A 15993-nucleotide genomic window follows, 5' to 3' on the forward strand; every position below is an offset into this window, starting at 1 on the left:
GTATGATGTAGTGTTTTTTAAAATATCATTAATATGAGATGACTCGAAGTATGGTAATTTAATTTTGCTTAAATTAAAAACATATGCTGATCTCGAAGCACAAACAATAAACTCAACAATAACTATGCTTGTTCACTTTGCGTTAGCGTTTTTGCTTGGGGCTCTGACCCTTTATCTAGTTCGTTCTATATATAATTATCTGACGAGAAGAAATGTTAAATTCAGATGTAAAAAGAGATTAGACATTTTTTCGCGTGAAGAGCGTGTTTTTCTCGCCCTACTCGATCTCGCAGTCACTGATCAGTACCGAGTTTTTTCCAAGGTAAGAGTCGGTGATATTGTCACTCCCTACCGATGCTCCAGCAGAGCCGCGAATGATGTTGCAAATGATTTATTATCCTCGCATTGTTTCGATTTCATCCTTTGTCACAAATACAAATTGACCTTGATTGCAGTTGTTACATTGGAAGACAACGACACACGAAAAAAGAGAAAAACGGCTAAAAAAAATACTCAAGTGATAAGCAGTATTTGCAATGACGCTGGGATACCCCACGTAAAATTCAGTGCATCTGTTCGATATCTTCCCTCTGAAATAGCCAATACTTTGAGGCATCATCGCATCAAGCTTTCAGATGAAAGACCTAAATCTGCGACTAATAAACCTCGAAGAAAAAAGCCAGCCCGGCTCAAATAATTGATCACTATTGAATCAACCAGAAATCATGTCAAAAAACTATTATTAAGAATAATAATCTGTATAGATAATAAATTAATGTAGCCTAGTTATAATTACATCCAATTCACATCAAACAGCCACTTCCGAACTTGGACTCCTTAGTGAAACTTTTGTTTCAATTATTAAATTAATAGAAAGTTACACTTCTTTTTTCAACGAAAAAATTTCCGTTATTGTTTTTTCGCCCTATCATTCCATTAACATATCGACAACAAATTTGAACTGTACTAACTCTTGTGAAACATGATTTATAATATTGTTTTTATTGACTTAATTTGATGAAGACATAGACATTTAAGAGGTTTTAATTTATCTAAACGTTAAATAAATTCAGCTACTGAGACTGTTTAAAAAACCATATTTAAGGTCTCACTCACATCTTTTACGTTGTCATGTGCGAACATTATCTTAATTCAGGCATATCTACATTAGAATCGCGCACATACCTTAAACGCAAAACGGATATTGAGATTTTTGGCCGTATAAAGACGGATAGTCAACGCGCCACGAGTCATTCAAAAATATTGTTAACATTTTTTTGAGTGGAATAAATAACCAGTGTGGCAACTAACATCACCCACACTGAGTTTCAAAAGAGAAAAAAGGAAATTCACATGTTAATGAGGCGATTTTTGTCAGTTCTCAGCTTGTTCATATTATCTTTCCCTGCTGCTGCAGAGGGAATAGATCAGAAAATCAATGAGTTTGTCGCTCCAATCGTAAACCCATTCGTCCAGATGATCTTTTCACAGATCTCCCTTCCAATGACGGATGTAAAAGCGCCATGGATTGTGCTTTATCTTGTAATAGCAGCCGTTTTCTTCACGTTTTTTTTAGGATTCATTAATTTCAGAGGTTTTAGCCACGCGATAAATCTTGTACGCGGTGCTTATACAGGACCGAATGACAAAGGTGAGGTTTCTCACTTTCAGGCACTGGCTACCGCTCTATCAGGAACGGTTGGGCTGGGTAATATCGCAGGTGTTGCTGTCGCAATTAGCATAGGCGGTGCCGGGGCTACATTCTGGATGATACTCGCCGGTCTTTTGGGCATGTCGACGAAATTTGTTGAATGTTCGCTGGGCGTAAAATACAGGAATACGAATCCAGATGGTTCAGTATCTGGCGGTCCTATGTATTATCTCAGTAAAGGATTATCCAACCGAGGTAACCCTGCACTTGGTAGAACATTAGCAGTGCTTTTTTCCATCTTTGCCATAGGCGGTGCCGTCGGTGGCGGGAATATGTTCCAGGCTAATCAGGCATTTCAACAAGTTCTTGGTGTCACAGGTGGTGACGCATCATTTTTAGCAGGAAAGGGCTGGCTGTTTGGTTTGATCATGGCTGGTATTGTTGGTGTGGTGATCATCGGCGGTATTAAGTCTATTGCCAAAGTGACTGAAAAAGTTGTTCCGTTTATGGCATTGATTTATGTCGGTGCAGCAGTTGTCATTATTTTCGCTAACTTAGGCTCTGTCGGACCTGCTTTTGCGGCAATTATCGACGGGGCATTTACAGGCGAAGGCGTTGCGGGTGGTGTTATAGGTGCAATGATTCAAGGCTTTAAACGTGCTGCTTTCTCTAATGAGGCTGGGGTGGGCTCAGCTGCTATTGCTCACTCAGCTGTGAAAACCAAAGAACACATGTCAGAGGGGTTTGTATCACTGCTTGAACCATTCATCGATACAGTGGTGATTTGTACCATGACAGCATTGGTTATCATCATTACTGGTCAGCTATATGATGGTCAAACGCTGACAGGTGTTGAACTGACTTCCGCTGCCTTTGCAAGCTCTATCTCCTGGTTCCCCTACATTCTGGTTATAGCCGTTGTGTTGTTTGCTTTCTCTACGATGATTTCTTGGTCCTATTATGGATTGAAGGCATGGACGTTCCTCTTTGGCGAAAGCAGTCAGGCTGAACTCACGTTCAAACTGATTTTCTGTGGTTTTATCGTCATAGGCGCATCAATGAATCTTGGCCCTGTCATCGACTTCTCAGACGCGATGATTTTTGCCATGGCTCTTGTCAACATTGTTGGTCTATACATTCTGGCACCAGAAATTAAGCGCGATATGGAAGACTATTTAGCAAGACTTGCTAACGGTTCAATCGTCCGTTACAAGTAAATGCCTTGGCCGTATTTGTGATGTTAGCGGCCATAGAAAAAGGGGTACTTAGTACCCCTTTTTATTCTTCAGAATGTGCCAATGTAGGAAATTAATGGCCCACGTACCGAATCGCTTTCTATTGATCAGCCACCAGCCAATTTAACCGTATGACCTTTCTTTTCAAGATGAGCTTTTATTTGATCTCGCTTATCACCCTGAATCTCAATGATTCCGTCTTTTACTGCACCGCCGCAGCCGCATACTTTCTTGAGTTCTGCCGCAACCAGTTTGAGCGCTGCATCGTCCAGATCTAAGCCAGTGACAAGGCATACGCCCTTTCCCTTTCTGCCTTTGGTCTGGCGCTGAATTCGGACTATACCATCGCCTTTTTCGCGTTTAGGGGCTGATTTTTCTTCTTTAATGCGACCACTATCCGTGGAATAAACCAAACGACTATTATCGTTGCTCATGAGACGTCCGTTAGTAATATAAGTTAAAGGCAATAGTATCAAAACATAGATCTCACTCAAATTGCTTTTCAACAAAATCAACAAATAAGCCGTCGATCTCATTCGAGCATATTATTCGAAAGAGCATGCCCCTCTGCCAATTCATTATTTCGTTGCAAGACCTCGTTCTATGGAGAGATAATTTTCCAACAATTCAAATAATTTGTTTGTAATTTCACCAATTTTAATCCATTCTGAACAAACCATAGTTAATTAGTTATAGTGCGTTACATGAAGAAAATTAAACCGATGACTAATCAGGAAGAAATCACTGTAAGCACGGAAACCTTTTGCCAGCCAGATATTGACCTGAGTGTATGGCAGGCGCTTACGCAAAACCAATACAGCCATAATTCTCTGCTCAGCTTTCAAAATGACTGGCGTACATTCGTTAATCACTGCATTGCAAACAGGTTATGCCCGTTACCAGCAGATGTCACGACAGTTAGAGATTTTGCAGAACTGACAGCAAAAGAACGCAAAGTTTCGAGTGTCAGGCGTTACACTGTGACGATTTCTCTCGTTCATCGCTGTCACAGTTACAAAGACCCCGCCAGACACCGAGAGGTGAAGTTTCTGATGAACCGTCTACTTCAGGAAAAATCGGATCAGGCAGGACAGGCAACACCGTTTCATCTTGGCCACCTGGAGGCTCTGACTGAGAAACTCGAGAAAAGCGATAGATTGAAGGACATAAGGGATCTGCTAATTTGGACTCTGTCTTTTGAAGGTATGCTCAAAAGAAGCGAGCTTGCCGCCCTCCCCTTCGACGCAATTTCTACATCAACAGTCCCTTATTTACTTAATGTGGGCGAAACGCCAATTGAACTTAGCAACCATGCTAGTCTAATGATTGATCGATGGTTTGAAATTTCGGGGATCACTGATGGTCCACTGCTTCGCCGTATCAATAAACATCAGCAATTGGGTGAGAAGCCGATGGATCATTCTTCTATCTATCGCGTCTTTCGGCGAGCGGCTGACGAGCTTGGCATGGGACAACAACTAACCTTTTCCGGTCAATCGCCTCGGGTTGGCGCGAGTCAGGATCTTGCTGAGGCAGGCATGAGTATTAAAGAGATACAACATCAAGGAAGGTGGAAAAGTCCCGCTATGCCTGCGCAATATGTAGGAAATACGCAGGCAAGGGACGAGGCTATGGCTAAATATAAACGTAAGCTAGAAAAGGAGTAACTACCCTTGACGATTAACGCCTCGGTTTACACAACTTTCCAAGTAGTCAGCAAACCTGTGCCCATTGTGCTCCACCAGCTTTGGAAACATTGAAATGGGTGTCATGCCGGGAAATGTGTTGATTTCGTTTAGCAGCACTTCGCCATTTGGTGTGAGGAAGAAATCAATACGAGACAAGTCTTTAAGCTTTAAATGAACGAATGCTTTGCGAGCCATTTCGCGCATCTGCTCAATTTGCTCATCCTTCAAGTCAGTTGGTTCCAGTGTTGTCTGGCTATGGCTGTCTGAGCTGTACTTTTCTTCGTAGGTATAGAATGTGTCTTCTGGACAACAAATTTCACCCGGTGTTGAAATAACCACTTCATCTTCGTATTGATAGGCTGCTATTTCAAGTTCACGAGGACGAATGGCCTGTTCAACTAAAACTTGGTCGGAATAGTCAAACGCGTCATTCACTGCACGTCTCACATCAATTTTACTTGTTACCTTATAACAACCTACGGATGAGCCCTGACAGGCGGCTTTAATAAATAAACTTCCCCATTTATCAAATGCTGCTTCAGCCTGAGAATATGCCGTGTCAGTTTTTTCCGTCAGAAAGATATATGGCGTATTGTTTATGTCGAGCGCATCAAACCATAATTTTGAGGTGATTTTATTAAAACAAACGTTACTCGCTGAGGAGTCACAACCCATGTACGGCAGACCTGATAACTCCAGTAATGACTGGATATCGCCCGTTTCTCCCGGGAAACCATGAATACACGGTACGACGTAATCAAGAGTGACTTTTCGATCGCCAATTGTCAGAACTTTATCGAGGTCAAGTCTGCAAGGCGCGCCATCTTGCCCTCGCCATCCCTCTTTTGTCATTTCAACTCTTGTGACGTTAAGAGATGGAATTGTTACAAGTACGCTCTCAAGATAATTTGCTGATACTAGCGAGACATCATGCTCAGCACTGCCTCCACCACACAATAAGAGAACCTCAATTTTGTTCATGATTTACTCGCTTATCCCCTAAAACAATGAATGGGGAAAAAAAATGCCGCCAATCCGTGTGCAAATACCACGGCATAGTTTACCGTAAAGCGCGAATGGCTTTCACCCTGATATACCAACAAACAGACATTTATCGCCTAAAAATGGCTGACTAATCAATAAGTGCTGTTTTTATAACCTTTACAGGCGGGAGAGAATGAGTGGGTCTTTATTTCAGTGCGTTGTTACCAATAACGCATGACATATTTCCTCGAGCAATACCCCAATATTACGCCATCGAACAATACATGACTTGATAAGATAAACACCTATAAGCTTCTTAGATACAAAGTCTTATATGTTCATTACGTTATCAAGCTTCAATTCTGGAGGTTGTCATGAATCTTAATCAAGTCACATTAACAGTTAAAAATATGGATGAGGCAGTAACCTTTTATAAAACGCTTGGTTTTAATCAAATCGTAGCCGCTGAGCATTACTGTCGTTTTGAATGTACTGAGGGGAGTTCTACTTTTTCTCTCTACCTTGGTGATCCTAATTCTCAAAGTAATAGCGTTATCTATTTTGAGCATCAAGAATTGGATTCACTCGTTGAAAAACTTAAGTCAAAAGGCATTAAATTTGATCAGGAACCTACTGACAAAGACTACTTATGGCGAGAGGCAATGTTGACTGATCCATCGGGGAATGAAATAAAGCTCTATTGGGCGGGGGAAAACAGAAAAAATCCACCTTGGAGAGTAAATAGCAATTAACGCATAGTGATGGGCGGGCTTAAGCGCGCCCTTCTATACGGCCATATCGGCTATGATTTCCAGAGCTACCTATCACCAGCCCAATTTGCTATTGACGCTCTTTTATCGCTTTATCTGTTGCTACTCGCAGATTACTTTCTCAGTCAGTAAACCCCTATTGTCGATGATACAAATCGATAACAAGGGTCGAATACAGTTTAGACAAAACTCTAATTGATTAGATAAAGCTCTAATTGAGCTTATTCATTTTCGGATATGGAGATTTTTTGACAGACGATATTGAACGAATAAAAGGTTTCTGTTCCTTTATGACTCTTGGTAAGGCATTTAATTCATTTTTTGCTCTTTCTTTTGATGTAAATGAACCATATAGCAGTGTGTACCAAGGAATACTGTCGACCATTTTCATATTGGACCATACAGGCTGGTCGGACGGCAGCATATCTGAAAACTCTTTCAGCCCACTCTCATAACTCAAAGCAACAACCTGAATAGTGTACTGCTGCTTAACAACCTTCTTCTTCGGCTTTTTAACCACTTCAGTCGCTTTCTGTGCCTTTTCGGCTTTCTTCACAGAGATCTTAGCTTCCTCAAAGGGTGGAGGGGGTACTTTACTCTCGGCTTTTACCGTTTTAGTGATTTCTTCTGACTGAGAGAGGAGGGTCAAGTGATGTGATTTATCGGCACACCCAGCAGCAAAAAGGACAAAAAGAGCAATTACAGGAGTTTTCATATATATGCGTCTTTAACATTTATGTTTTTTCAGTTTGAAGTCATGACCGAAATCATTCAAATTTCGAGGTCGGTCCAGAGGATACAATCAGCTATCTGTCACACTTTCCTCACTTTATCACGAACACTATCGGGCAAACAGCTAAGGGCGAGTAGCATCTGCGAGAGAACACACAATAAGAATGAATCACTTTGATCTCTGTTCACCCGCTATTTGTCTTCACGAGCTAAAATGAGCGAGAGTTATTTTCCTATGAGTAAGCAGGAGCATCAATGAAAGGGTTAGACGCCTTATTTAAACCCACTTCAGTCGCGGTGATCGGAGCCTCTGATAGGGCTGGTCGAGCAGGAAACCTGGTTATTAAAAATCTACAGGCAAGCGGTTTTAAAGGCCCTGTTATGCCAGTGACTCCCAAATATCAGGCTGTGGCAGGTATTTTGGCTTATCGGGATATTCAGTCACTCCCTCTCATACCTGATCTTGCCGTTATTTGTACCGCTGCCAACCGTAATCCAGATATTGTGCGTGAGTTGGGTAAAAAAGGGGTTAAACTGGCGGTGGTTCTTGCCTCTGATATGAAACTGACTCATTCAGAGAATGGCAAAACTGAGTTAGAGCGGATGTATGATGCCGCAAAAGAGACAGGAATCAGACTGATTGGTCCAAATAGCCTTGGACTTATCCTGCCGTGGATTAACCTCAACGCGACTTTTGCTCCAGTACCTGCCAACAAGGGAAATATCGCATTTATCTCCCAGTCTTCAGCCGTGTGTACCACTATTCTTGATTGGGCAAGCAATAAACGTATCGGCTTCTCCGTCTTTCTGTCTATCGGTGAAGCATGCGATATCGATTTCCCTGAGCTGCTTGACTACTTGTGCAGAGAAAGCAAAACCGATGCTATTTTGCTTTACATAGATAATATTCATAACGCTCGGCAATTTATCTCTGCGGCCAGAGCAGCTGCCAGAAACAGGCGCATTCTGGTCATGAAAGCAGGGAGAACGATAGAAGCCGCTTCAGCACTTCGTCATCTACGTGATCACCCTCATGGCCTTGATGGTGCTTATGATGCGGCGATTAGGCGGTCTGGACTGTTAAGAGTAAAAACAACACCCGAACTTTTTGCTGCGGTAGAAACCCTCTCACATTCTCAACCCCTTCGTGGTGAGCGACTCGCTATTATCTCAAACGGAGGAGGGCCAGCAGTCATGGCGCTTGACGCACTACTTGAGGCGGGAGGAAAGCTAGCGACATTGAGTCAGGAAACGATTGAACAGCTTAATGAGATATTACCGGTTAGCTGGTCAGGCGGTAACCCTATTGACATAGTGGGTGACGCTGACATCGAACGATACCTTAAAGCAATAAAGATTTTACTCGCCAAAGACGAAGCTGATGCCATTTTGGTAATGCATTCACCCTCTGCATCGGCACCGGGACTAACAACCGCCAAGGCGCTTATCGAGCTTGTCAAAAGTGAGCCGAGAGCGAAGCGTTTTAATATCATCACTAACTGGCAAGGAGAAAGCGATGATGCGACGGTATCAAGGCTGGCCTTCGCTCACTCCCGACTGCCTACATACAGAACACCGGAAACCGCTATCACCGCATTTATGCATATGGTGGAGTACAGAAGAAACCAAAAGCAACTGATGGAAACACCAGCATCAATGGGAGAAATTGACTACGACATAGATAAAAGTCGCACGCTCATTCAGCAAGCGATAGACGATAAGAAAAAGTTACTCAATACCCATGAAGTCAAACCTATTCTCGAGGGTTATGGCCTGAATGTAATGCCAACCTGGCTGGCGTCAGATGCATCAGAAGCGGCTCATATTGCAGAACAGGTAGGTTACCCCGTAGCAGTCAAACTGAGTTCGCGGGATATCAAGCACAAGTCTGCTGTTAACGGTGTCATGTTAGATCTTAGTAACAGCGCTGAAGTCGCCAACGCTGTTCAGTCTATTCTCGACAGGGCTGCAGTATCCTACCCTGCGGCACACATTGATGGTTTGCAAATACAGAGTATGGCTAACAGAGCTGGCGCGCATGAAATCAAGATCAGTGTCAGAAATGACCCGGTCTTTGGCCCTATTATTCTCATTGGCGAGGGTGGTCAAAGCTGGGATGTTAATAAAGACGCAGCAGTGGCAATCCCGCCGCTTAATATGACACTCGCTCGTTATCTGGTCATTGGTGCGATAAAAGCAGGAAAAATTCGTCCCCGAAATCACCCTATTCAGCTTGATATTGAAGCCTTATGTTACTTCTTAGTGACATTGTCACAAATTATCATTGATTGTCCTGAAATCACTTCATTAGATATCGATCCCCTGATGGCAACAGGTAACAAGATGATGGTGTTGGATGGCAGTCTGACTCTAGATATGTTTGACGGAGACCAGCAACAAAGGCTTGCTATTCGTCCCTACCCTAAAGAACTTGAAGAACGGTGCACGCTGAAAAATAACCGACAAATTTTATTGCGCCCCATCCTGCCTGAGGATGAGCCTCATCATAAGGCCTTTATTGAGAAGGTATCTGTTGACGACCTGTACAAACGATTTTTTTCAGATGTTGGTGAACTGAATCATGAGGCACTGGCCAATCTCACTCAAATTGATTACGACAGAGAGATGGCCTTCATTGCTGTTTGTCAGGACAATGATACCAACAATAATGAAATTCTTGGTGTTGTAAGGGCACTGGCTAATCCGGACCATACAGAGGCTGAATTCGCCGTTCTTGTACGTTCAGATCTAAAGGGTATTGGCCTTGGCAGCGTTCTCATGAAAAAGATAATCGGATATGCACAGCAAAGTGGCATTGAGTTACTTACTGGTATGACAATGCCATCAAATCAAGGCATGGTAACTTTGGCTCAGAAACTTGGCTTTGAAGTCGACATACAGTTTCAGGATGGTGTTGTGGATCTTGCTTTATCCATCCCCGCTAGTGTCGGCAGTAACGATTGAAATCAACAATAATGACGCCAACATATGAGACTGGCGTCCTTAGTTTCATTGATTTAAATACATGAAAAGGTTCAATTTTAGTTCAAAGCTAATAATATCTTTTTTAGTCCCTGAATATCATCTTGATTAGATATCACATCGAGTTGTTTTTCATTAACTGCTCTGCGCAATGCTAATTTGAGAAGAAGTAAGCTAGCGTTTTCAGAACACTATAACCAGCTTGTGGGTGTGGGTCACCGTTGACGCAATCATCAAAAGTGACAACATACTTGCAATTCTCTATCTCAATAAATTAATTTTGCCTGATTGTTATGTCGCATTATAATGGCGAAGATATTTACCTTCAGCCACTAGCATCCATAAGCTGTTCAATTGTCGATCACAGTAATAAAACGAGCCCCCGCCTCAAAGTGACCCGGAATGTTACAAGCAAAAATTACTACTTTTCCAGCCCCCAAAAATCGCCATTTCAGCGTCTTAGTTTCACCCGGCTCAATAAAAATAGCATTTTCGAATTTAATCGCAGATGCATTTTCTTCTCCCCGGAGTGACCGAATTTTTTTTCTATGCTTAATCTGCTCTGCCTTATCACCAATAAAAAACTCGTGCCTGATTCTCCCTTTATTGGTGACAATGAAGTTGATCGCCTCGCCACTCTTAACTGATAACTTTTCAGAAAACTTCATTTCTAATGTGTCAGAGAGGCTTACATTAACATCACGCGCAGGTACTGACTCTCCGACAGGTACGCCAACACTGCCTCTCGCCATTGATGCAGTTGATAACATCAATAACACTGCTGAGGCTAAAAACCGGAATGGTACGTAATTTATCATTATTATTCCTTTGCTTATTGGGCTTCTTCCATTCGATGTCGGCTTCATCTTATTTGCACTACCGCTATTGTTTTGCCGAGTATATTCTTATCTCAGTTGTGTGAACAAACGCATGATATGCGGAAAACTTCTTTGATCACATCGAGATAATTGAGCTATCAATCCTGCACACCTCATATATTACTGTTAGTACTTTAATCGTATACCCATAGTTATACGATTCACTTCACCTAGTTACAAAAATAGGATGCCACAATCTAACTGGCGAGGTGTATATGAAGTTAGAAAGGATTGAAATTTCAGGTTTTAGAGGAATTCGCCGCCTCTCCTTAAGCTTAGATGAACTTACCGTTCTCATTGGTGAGAATGCGTGGGGTAAAAGTTCGCTTCTTGATGCACTTAGCCTCTCTTTAAATCCAGATGGTGAGCTTTATCAGTTTGAGAAAAAGGACTTCCATATTGATCATACGCTAGGCAATGACCAATTTACTCAACTCCAGATTGTTTTACGTTGGCAAGAATCGTTCAGCGGCGAAAACAGAGCGAGACGTTATCGTCAATTTGCACCTGTCTGGAATGGTAACAATGGTGGTCTGCGCCAGATTGACTATAGAGTGAGCGCGACGCTCGAAGATAACAAAGTTGATACCGAGTGGGATTTTCTCGATATTGAGGGAAACATCTGCGACATTGAAAATAAACAGGAACTCGCAATTGCCCTGATGCGTCTTCACCCAATTATCAGGATGCGGGATTCTCGCTGGCTTCGAAACAATAACGAGGATGAAAGAAAAAGAAATACCCGGCTGGAAAGACGTCTGGCAAATACAGCTCGTCGCCTTGAGTTGATGCCGGGGCACGTAAATAAAGGTGAGATTCGCAGCGGGTTCCGGGCAATGAGAACGTTGTTGGATCACTATTTCGCCTTTGATAAGGAGAACCCTGAAAACCGCATTATCGATCCTTATCGCCATCTCAATATGAGTTCCAGCAATATTCACCCCCTTGAGGTTGTGGCCATGAATACCTCGAATCATAGCCGTTTGTTGTTAATGGGGATGTTAAACACCTTTATAAGAGGCCGTGGTCCGAGGCAGCTAAAATCTAACGCCAGACCGGTATTTATTTTTGAAGATCCAGAGGGCCGTCTGCACCCCACTCTGTTAAGTCAGGCATGGCGACTCATTCAAATAATGCCAATGCAGAAAGTCATAACAACCAACAGTGGTGATCTTCTTTCATCTGTTCCGTTGACATCAATACGACGACTCGAGCGTGGGCCAACACATACCCAGACTTTTCAGGTACCGCAGAGAAAGCTCGGAGCCAATGAAATGCGAAAAATCGCATTTCATGTCAGGATCCATCGACCTAGTGCCCTTTTTGCTCGTTGTTGGTTGTTGGTGGAGGGTGAAACAGAAGTATGGCTATTTAGTGAGCTTGCCCGTCTGAAAGGCTATGACCTCAGTGCTGAGGGGGTCAACATCATAGAATTTGCTCAAAGTGGGCTAAAGCCGTTAATCAAAGTCGCCAAGGCACTCGGTATACAATGGCACCTAATCGCAGATGGCGATCCAGCAGGGCAAAAATATGCCCATACTGCACGTAGTATGCTTGATGGTGATTCGGAAATGCATCGCCTGACCGTATTACCAACAGAAGATATAGAGCGCTTTCTCTTTGATAATGGCTACTCTGAATTGTTTAGAGAAATGGCTGGTATTTTAGAAGACGAAAAAATCTCTCCCAGAAAAATCATTTCTAAGGCTGTCAAACGTTTTGCAAAACCTGACGCAGCACTCGCCATTGTCGCTTACACAGAAAATCAGAAAGCTGGCGAGGTACCAGTACTATTGAGACGGACGTTACAACGAGTTATCAGTATGGCGAGGGGGATTGGTTAGCACCTTATTTAATAGTAACAACCATCATTAACCTAAAGTGAACGTTAAATGAAAATTGATAACGCATAAAATCATGCAGATGATCGCGTTTCTTATCTTAAATAGAAATTAAGCCTCTGAAATTATTCTGACCGCGATAGTATTCAGTGGCTGGTCATCTTCGATGCAATCTACAGGTTTTAATGATGGAAGTTTTATTTTTAATCGCTGCGGTCATATCAGCATTAAACCTATTACATGCGGTCGCACACAAGTCTATCTTTTTTGCCGGTGGGTGGATTGACTACAACGAAAACAGGTCACATTTCTGGGCTGGATTTCTGGCCTTCAGTCTTTTTGTCGTTTTTTATGGCGGATTTTACTTTGTGATTTTTCCCAACACATGAGTGGGATGGCTGAAAATATAAAAGACACTTTCATAAGACATGAGAGAGCAGACTCATTCATTTTTTACATCATCGATACTCATGACATATCCATCATTCGCCAATATGCATTGAACTAAACACAGATCAATTTGATTTCAGATAAGGCAAACAACAAACACTGATACTGAATCAACGAATATGACAAAAATCCTTGAACCACAAACGAAGCGTCTTCGCCTTCGCCAATGGAAGAAAGATGACCGCGTCCCGTTTGCCGCTATATCGGCCGATCCTTTGGTGATGGAGTACTTCCCAGCCATACTTAATCGCTTTGAGAGCAACGCCATCGCAGATAGGTGCCAATCGCTGATTGCTGAGCAAGGTTAGGGAGTTTGGGTTGTCGAACTATTGGAGAGTCATGAGTTCCTGGGTATTGTCGGACTTCACAAACCTGATGTGGCTTTGCCCTGTTCACCATGTATTGAAATTCTCTGGCGCTTAGCCGGTCCGCACAGGGGCAATGGATATGCTCATGAAGCGGCTTCAGCGGCTCTGAAATTCGGCTTCGAAGCACTCCAGCTAAATGAAATAGTCTCATTCGCAGTGTTACATAACCACCGTTCAAGAGCCTTGATAGAAAAGCATAATATGAACGATAACGGAGAAACATTTGTGCACCCGGACGTACAGGAACATAGCCACTTAAAAGAGCACTGCCTCTACAAGATTTCACAAGAAGAATGGGCAAAGCAGAATATTGAGAATATCACGCCATAAATCCCGTCGTTAAAAGCGTCATAAAACGTTGTAGATATAAAAAGCCATATGTTTTTACTCATCATAATTATCAGGAAAAATACGGAGAATCTAACTTGGTCGCAGGAACAAAAGGCTATGAAAAAGCAGTAGAGGAATTTGCTGAGGTGAGTTTTAAGCTCGATTTCGCCACGATAAATCGAGAGTTTTTGGCCTTTTTACCTCCTACTCCGTCTCGAGTACTGGATGCAGGCAGTGGCGTTGGTCAGAATTCGGCAGCATTTGAAGAGCTGGGGTACGACGTGGTGGCTGTTGAACCTCTTCACGAATTCTTGTCCAAAGCGAAGGACTTTTATCAGGAAAAAAATATTACTTGGCTGGGAGATAGTCTCCCGTATTTAAAAAAGGTCAATGTAGACGACGGTATGTTTAGCTTCGTCTTACTTGATGGTGTTTGGCATCACCTCAATCCAGAGGAGCGACAAATATGCATCGCGCGAATTTCCTCTCTCCTTTCTGTCGGTGGGGTCTGCGCAATTTCGTTAAGAAGCGGACCAGCAGGCGTCGGGACACATATATTCCCAACAAGCTGCATTGAACTATTCGAATATGCGGATACGTTTGGATTTGACGTCGTTTATCACATTGAGAACCAACCCAGTGTCATGCCCAATAAAGTAGGGGTATTTTGGGCGAAGGTTGCCTTGATGAAGAAGGATGAATCACTAAGACCATCAACAAAAAATTAGTGCACTGGTGCGATCGTTATCAGTGACTATGAGATGATAAGTTTAGCGTTGTGTGAACAGAAAGGAGCCATGGCACTCGCGCAACCATGGCTCTTGATTTTAAAATTTAGTTAAACGTATTTGAAGCAGCGTCGACATGCTCACCTATTGGTTTTTAGTGAAGAACAACGTCACTTCACCTACTTCTATACCAAATTTTTTCATTGATGTACGGTTAAACAGGTGTTTATCGTCATGACGGTAGAGCCAATCGTCCATGGTGAGGATATACGTATCATCGCCTACCGCTACTTCAAGTTCATACACCCAGTGGAATGCATTTCCTTCTGACTTACCCTTGGCTACCCCTACAACATCTCCGGCCGTGCCCTGATAAGTGCCATCCGGGTTCCTCTCTATCTGCCAGACCCGTTTTTGTACCTCACCATCATCGAACAAGAAGGTCTCATCCAATGTTAGGGAGTCGCCCTTAATTGTCCCGTCAATCGTGACAGAAAAACGGCGAGTTTGTTTCCCTGTGTAGTCTTGAACCATACCCCAGGCTTCAACCTGGCCATCAAAATACTCAAAGAGGGCGAAATCTGGTGTTGTATCGTCATAATCCTCAATGTGCGCACTGCACGACGAGAGCAGCAGTACAGCTGCAAATAATCCCGCTATTAGCTTCATTGTTATTTCTTTCCTATCAAGGCCAGTCTGAGGTTGGGGTAAGAGGTATCGGGTGACAACCATATAGCTGAAAAAGCATCCGCCATGTCGCTGCTACTGGTTTTACCTACCACTTTAGGAACACCGCGATTTTCACGAAAATAAAATATACCGACGCCATTATTGAGTGTGTAAATCAGCTGATCGCCTTTTTTCACATTCGGAAAAACAGTGCCAAGCTCTTTTACCCATGGCTGGTATTCAGATAGCTGATATCCTAGATGCTCCCACTGATCACCTGTTGCATCCAGCAAATCCTCTCCATCGATATCTCTGCGGTAGGTGATTTTCAGCGCAAGAGGACCGGCAGAACCAAGATACTGTCCGTCAGGAGTTGCAAGTTGGCTATCATAAATAGTCCAAAACCCCCAACTAAGGCTTGCTTCCCCTACAATTGGCCAAGCCTGCCACCCAGAATCATCCGCTATTTCACTAGCAACGAGAACAGCGCTGTTCAGGTACAAGCCGCAAAGCAGAAACCCAGTGGCTACGGTTTTAAAAAGTGACTTCATTTTATGCCACCTCTCGTGTTGAATTACGGCTAATAAGTGCGAGAAAGATGGCGCTGTAACATAACCAAACAACAACTAACACTAACGCGGTCTCCAACATGCCATATGGGAATGCCACCGCGTTTAACCGGTATCC

15 protein-coding genes and 1 pseudogene are annotated in these 15993 nt (G+C 42.9%); 10 read left to right on the forward strand and 6 right to left on the reverse strand.

The window, feature by feature from the left end; genetic code table 11:
* Window positions 1–124: 124 nt before the first annotated feature.
* On the forward strand, window positions 125–697 hold the full coding sequence (locus tag A8L45_RS25760; RefSeq protein ID WP_175402043.1) for a DUF2726 domain-containing protein: 573 nt from the start codon (window positions 125–127) through the stop codon (window positions 695–697).
* Window positions 698–1359: 662 nt separating this feature from the next.
* The gene (locus A8L45_RS20560) at window positions 1360–2868 is read left to right on the forward strand and encodes an alanine/glycine:cation symporter family protein (RefSeq protein ID WP_083228453.1); all 1509 of its coding nucleotides are present in this window, start codon (window positions 1360–1362) and stop codon (window positions 2866–2868) included.
* Window positions 2869–2993: 125 nt separating this feature from the next.
* Here A8L45_RS20560 and yciH read toward each other — a convergent pair whose 3' ends face one another.
* Window positions 2994–3320, reverse strand: coding sequence for a stress response translation initiation inhibitor YciH (gene yciH / locus A8L45_RS20565; protein WP_068905238.1), 327 nt, complete (start codon window positions 3318–3320; stop codon window positions 2994–2996).
* A gap of 270 nt (window positions 3321–3590) precedes the next feature.
* On the opposite strand from yciH, the gene A8L45_RS20570 reads away from it, so the two are divergent.
* Complete coding sequence (locus A8L45_RS20570; RefSeq protein WP_068905239.1) at window positions 3591–4553, forward strand: tyrosine-type recombinase/integrase; 963 nt, start codon at window positions 3591–3593, stop codon at window positions 4551–4553.
* On the opposite strand, the gene A8L45_RS20575 is transcribed toward A8L45_RS20570, so the two are convergent.
* Window positions 4554–5555, reverse strand: a complete 1002-nt coding sequence (locus A8L45_RS20575) for a D-alanine--D-alanine ligase (protein ID WP_068905240.1) — start codon at window positions 5553–5555, stop codon at window positions 4554–4556.
* Between the two features lie 377 nt (window positions 5556–5932).
* On the opposite strand from A8L45_RS20575, the gene A8L45_RS20580 reads away from it, so the two are divergent.
* The gene (locus A8L45_RS20580; RefSeq protein ID WP_068905241.1) at window positions 5933–6310 is read left to right on the forward strand and encodes a VOC family protein; all 378 of its coding nucleotides are present in this window, start codon (window positions 5933–5935) and stop codon (window positions 6308–6310) included.
* A gap of 6 nt (window positions 6311–6316) precedes the next feature.
* Window positions 6317–6460 (forward strand): hypothetical protein, encoded by a 144-nt coding sequence (locus tag A8L45_RS24695; protein WP_175402044.1) that lies wholly within the window; start codon window positions 6317–6319, stop codon window positions 6458–6460.
* A gap of 79 nt (window positions 6461–6539) precedes the next feature.
* Here the strand turns inward: A8L45_RS24695 and A8L45_RS20585 are convergent, their stop codons facing one another.
* Window positions 6540–7043 carry an SPOR domain-containing protein gene (locus tag A8L45_RS20585; RefSeq protein WP_068905242.1) on the reverse strand — a complete coding sequence of 168 codons (504 nt, stop codon included), beginning with the start codon at window positions 7041–7043 and terminating at the stop codon, window positions 6540–6542.
* Between the two features lie 272 nt (window positions 7044–7315).
* Here A8L45_RS20585 and A8L45_RS20590 point away from each other — a divergent pair, with 272 nt between their 5' ends.
* Entirely contained in the window at window positions 7316–10024 is a 2709-nt protein-coding gene (locus tag A8L45_RS20590) for a bifunctional acetate--CoA ligase family protein/GNAT family N-acetyltransferase (RefSeq protein WP_068905243.1), read from the forward strand.
* Window positions 10025–10392: 368 nt separating this feature from the next.
* Here the strand turns inward: A8L45_RS20590 and A8L45_RS20595 are convergent, their stop codons facing one another.
* Window positions 10393–10860: a cupredoxin domain-containing protein gene (locus A8L45_RS20595; protein WP_068905244.1), complete on the reverse strand. Its 468-nt coding sequence runs from the start codon at window positions 10858–10860 to the stop codon at window positions 10393–10395.
* Between the two features lie 275 nt (window positions 10861–11135).
* On the opposite strand from A8L45_RS20595, the gene A8L45_RS20600 reads away from it, so the two are divergent.
* The 4 genes and pseudogenes from A8L45_RS20600 to A8L45_RS20615 all read left to right on the forward strand — a co-directional run bounded on the left by A8L45_RS20600 (window position 11136) and on the right by A8L45_RS20615 (window position 14637).
* Window positions 11136–12764 (forward strand): DUF2813 domain-containing protein, encoded by a 1629-nt coding sequence (locus tag A8L45_RS20600; RefSeq protein ID WP_068905245.1) that lies wholly within the window; start codon window positions 11136–11138, stop codon window positions 12762–12764.
* Between the two features lie 566 nt (window positions 12765–13330).
* On the forward strand, window positions 13331–13519 hold the full coding sequence (locus A8L45_RS25075) for a GNAT family protein (protein ID WP_217492194.1): 189 nt from the start codon (window positions 13331–13333) through the stop codon (window positions 13517–13519).
* An 18-nt stretch (window positions 13520–13537) separates the two neighbouring features.
* A pseudogene (locus A8L45_RS25080) lies at window positions 13538–13909 on the forward strand (GNAT family N-acetyltransferase); the annotation flags it as partial.
* Window positions 13910–14004: 95 nt separating this feature from the next.
* The gene (locus A8L45_RS20615) at window positions 14005–14637 is read left to right on the forward strand and encodes a class I SAM-dependent methyltransferase (protein ID WP_068905247.1); all 633 of its coding nucleotides are present in this window, start codon (window positions 14005–14007) and stop codon (window positions 14635–14637) included.
* Window positions 14638–14781: 144 nt separating this feature from the next.
* Here the strand turns inward: A8L45_RS20615 and A8L45_RS20620 are convergent, their stop codons facing one another.
* Window positions 14782–15306: a DUF3833 domain-containing protein gene (locus A8L45_RS20620; RefSeq protein WP_068905248.1), complete on the reverse strand. Its 525-nt coding sequence runs from the start codon at window positions 15304–15306 to the stop codon at window positions 14782–14784.
* Window positions 15307–15308: 2 nt separating this feature from the next.
* The gene (locus A8L45_RS20625) at window positions 15309–15857 is read right to left on the reverse strand and encodes a chalcone isomerase family protein (RefSeq protein WP_068905249.1); all 549 of its coding nucleotides are present in this window, start codon (window positions 15855–15857) and stop codon (window positions 15309–15311) included.
* Window positions 15858–15993 lie beyond the last annotated feature (136 nt).

The sequence above is a fragment of the Veronia pacifica genome, from assembly GCF_001707825.1.
GTDB lineage: Bacteria > Pseudomonadota > Gammaproteobacteria > Enterobacterales > Vibrionaceae > Veronia > Veronia pacifica.

Excerpts from the sequence above, each read along its gene's own strand:
- A8L45_RS20595 (WP_068905244.1), bottom strand. The coding sequence starts at position 10,860 with ATGATAAATTACGTACCATTCCGGTTTTTAGCCTCAGCAGTGTTATTG.
- A8L45_RS25760 (WP_175402043.1), top strand. The coding sequence starts at position 125 with ATGCTTGTTCACTTTGCGTTAGCGTTTTTGCTTGGGGCTCTGACCCTT.
- yciH (WP_068905238.1), bottom strand. The coding sequence starts at position 3,320 with ATGAGCAACGATAATAGTCGTTTGGTTTATTCCACGGATAGTGGTCGC.
- A8L45_RS20590 (WP_068905243.1), top strand. The coding sequence starts at position 7,316 with ATGAAAGGGTTAGACGCCTTATTTAAACCCACTTCAGTCGCGGTGATC.
- A8L45_RS20580 (WP_068905241.1), top strand. The coding sequence starts at position 5,933 with ATGAATCTTAATCAAGTCACATTAACAGTTAAAAATATGGATGAGGCA.
- A8L45_RS20620 (WP_068905248.1), bottom strand. The coding sequence starts at position 15,306 with ATGAAGCTAATAGCGGGATTATTTGCAGCTGTACTGCTGCTCTCGTCG.
- A8L45_RS20575 (WP_068905240.1), bottom strand. The coding sequence starts at position 5,555 with ATGAACAAAATTGAGGTTCTCTTATTGTGTGGTGGAGGCAGTGCTGAG.
- A8L45_RS20600 (WP_068905245.1), top strand. The coding sequence starts at position 11,136 with ATGAAGTTAGAAAGGATTGAAATTTCAGGTTTTAGAGGAATTCGCCGC.
- A8L45_RS20625 (WP_068905249.1), bottom strand. The coding sequence starts at position 15,857 with ATGAAGTCACTTTTTAAAACCGTAGCCACTGGGTTTCTGCTTTGCGGC.
- A8L45_RS20570 (WP_068905239.1), top strand. The coding sequence starts at position 3,591 with ATGAAGAAAATTAAACCGATGACTAATCAGGAAGAAATCACTGTAAGC.
- A8L45_RS20560 (WP_083228453.1), top strand. The coding sequence starts at position 1,360 with ATGAGGCGATTTTTGTCAGTTCTCAGCTTGTTCATATTATCTTTCCCT.
- A8L45_RS20585 (WP_068905242.1), bottom strand. The coding sequence starts at position 7,043 with ATGAAAACTCCTGTAATTGCTCTTTTTGTCCTTTTTGCTGCTGGGTGT.
- A8L45_RS25075 (WP_217492194.1), top strand. The coding sequence starts at position 13,331 with ATGACAAAAATCCTTGAACCACAAACGAAGCGTCTTCGCCTTCGCCAA.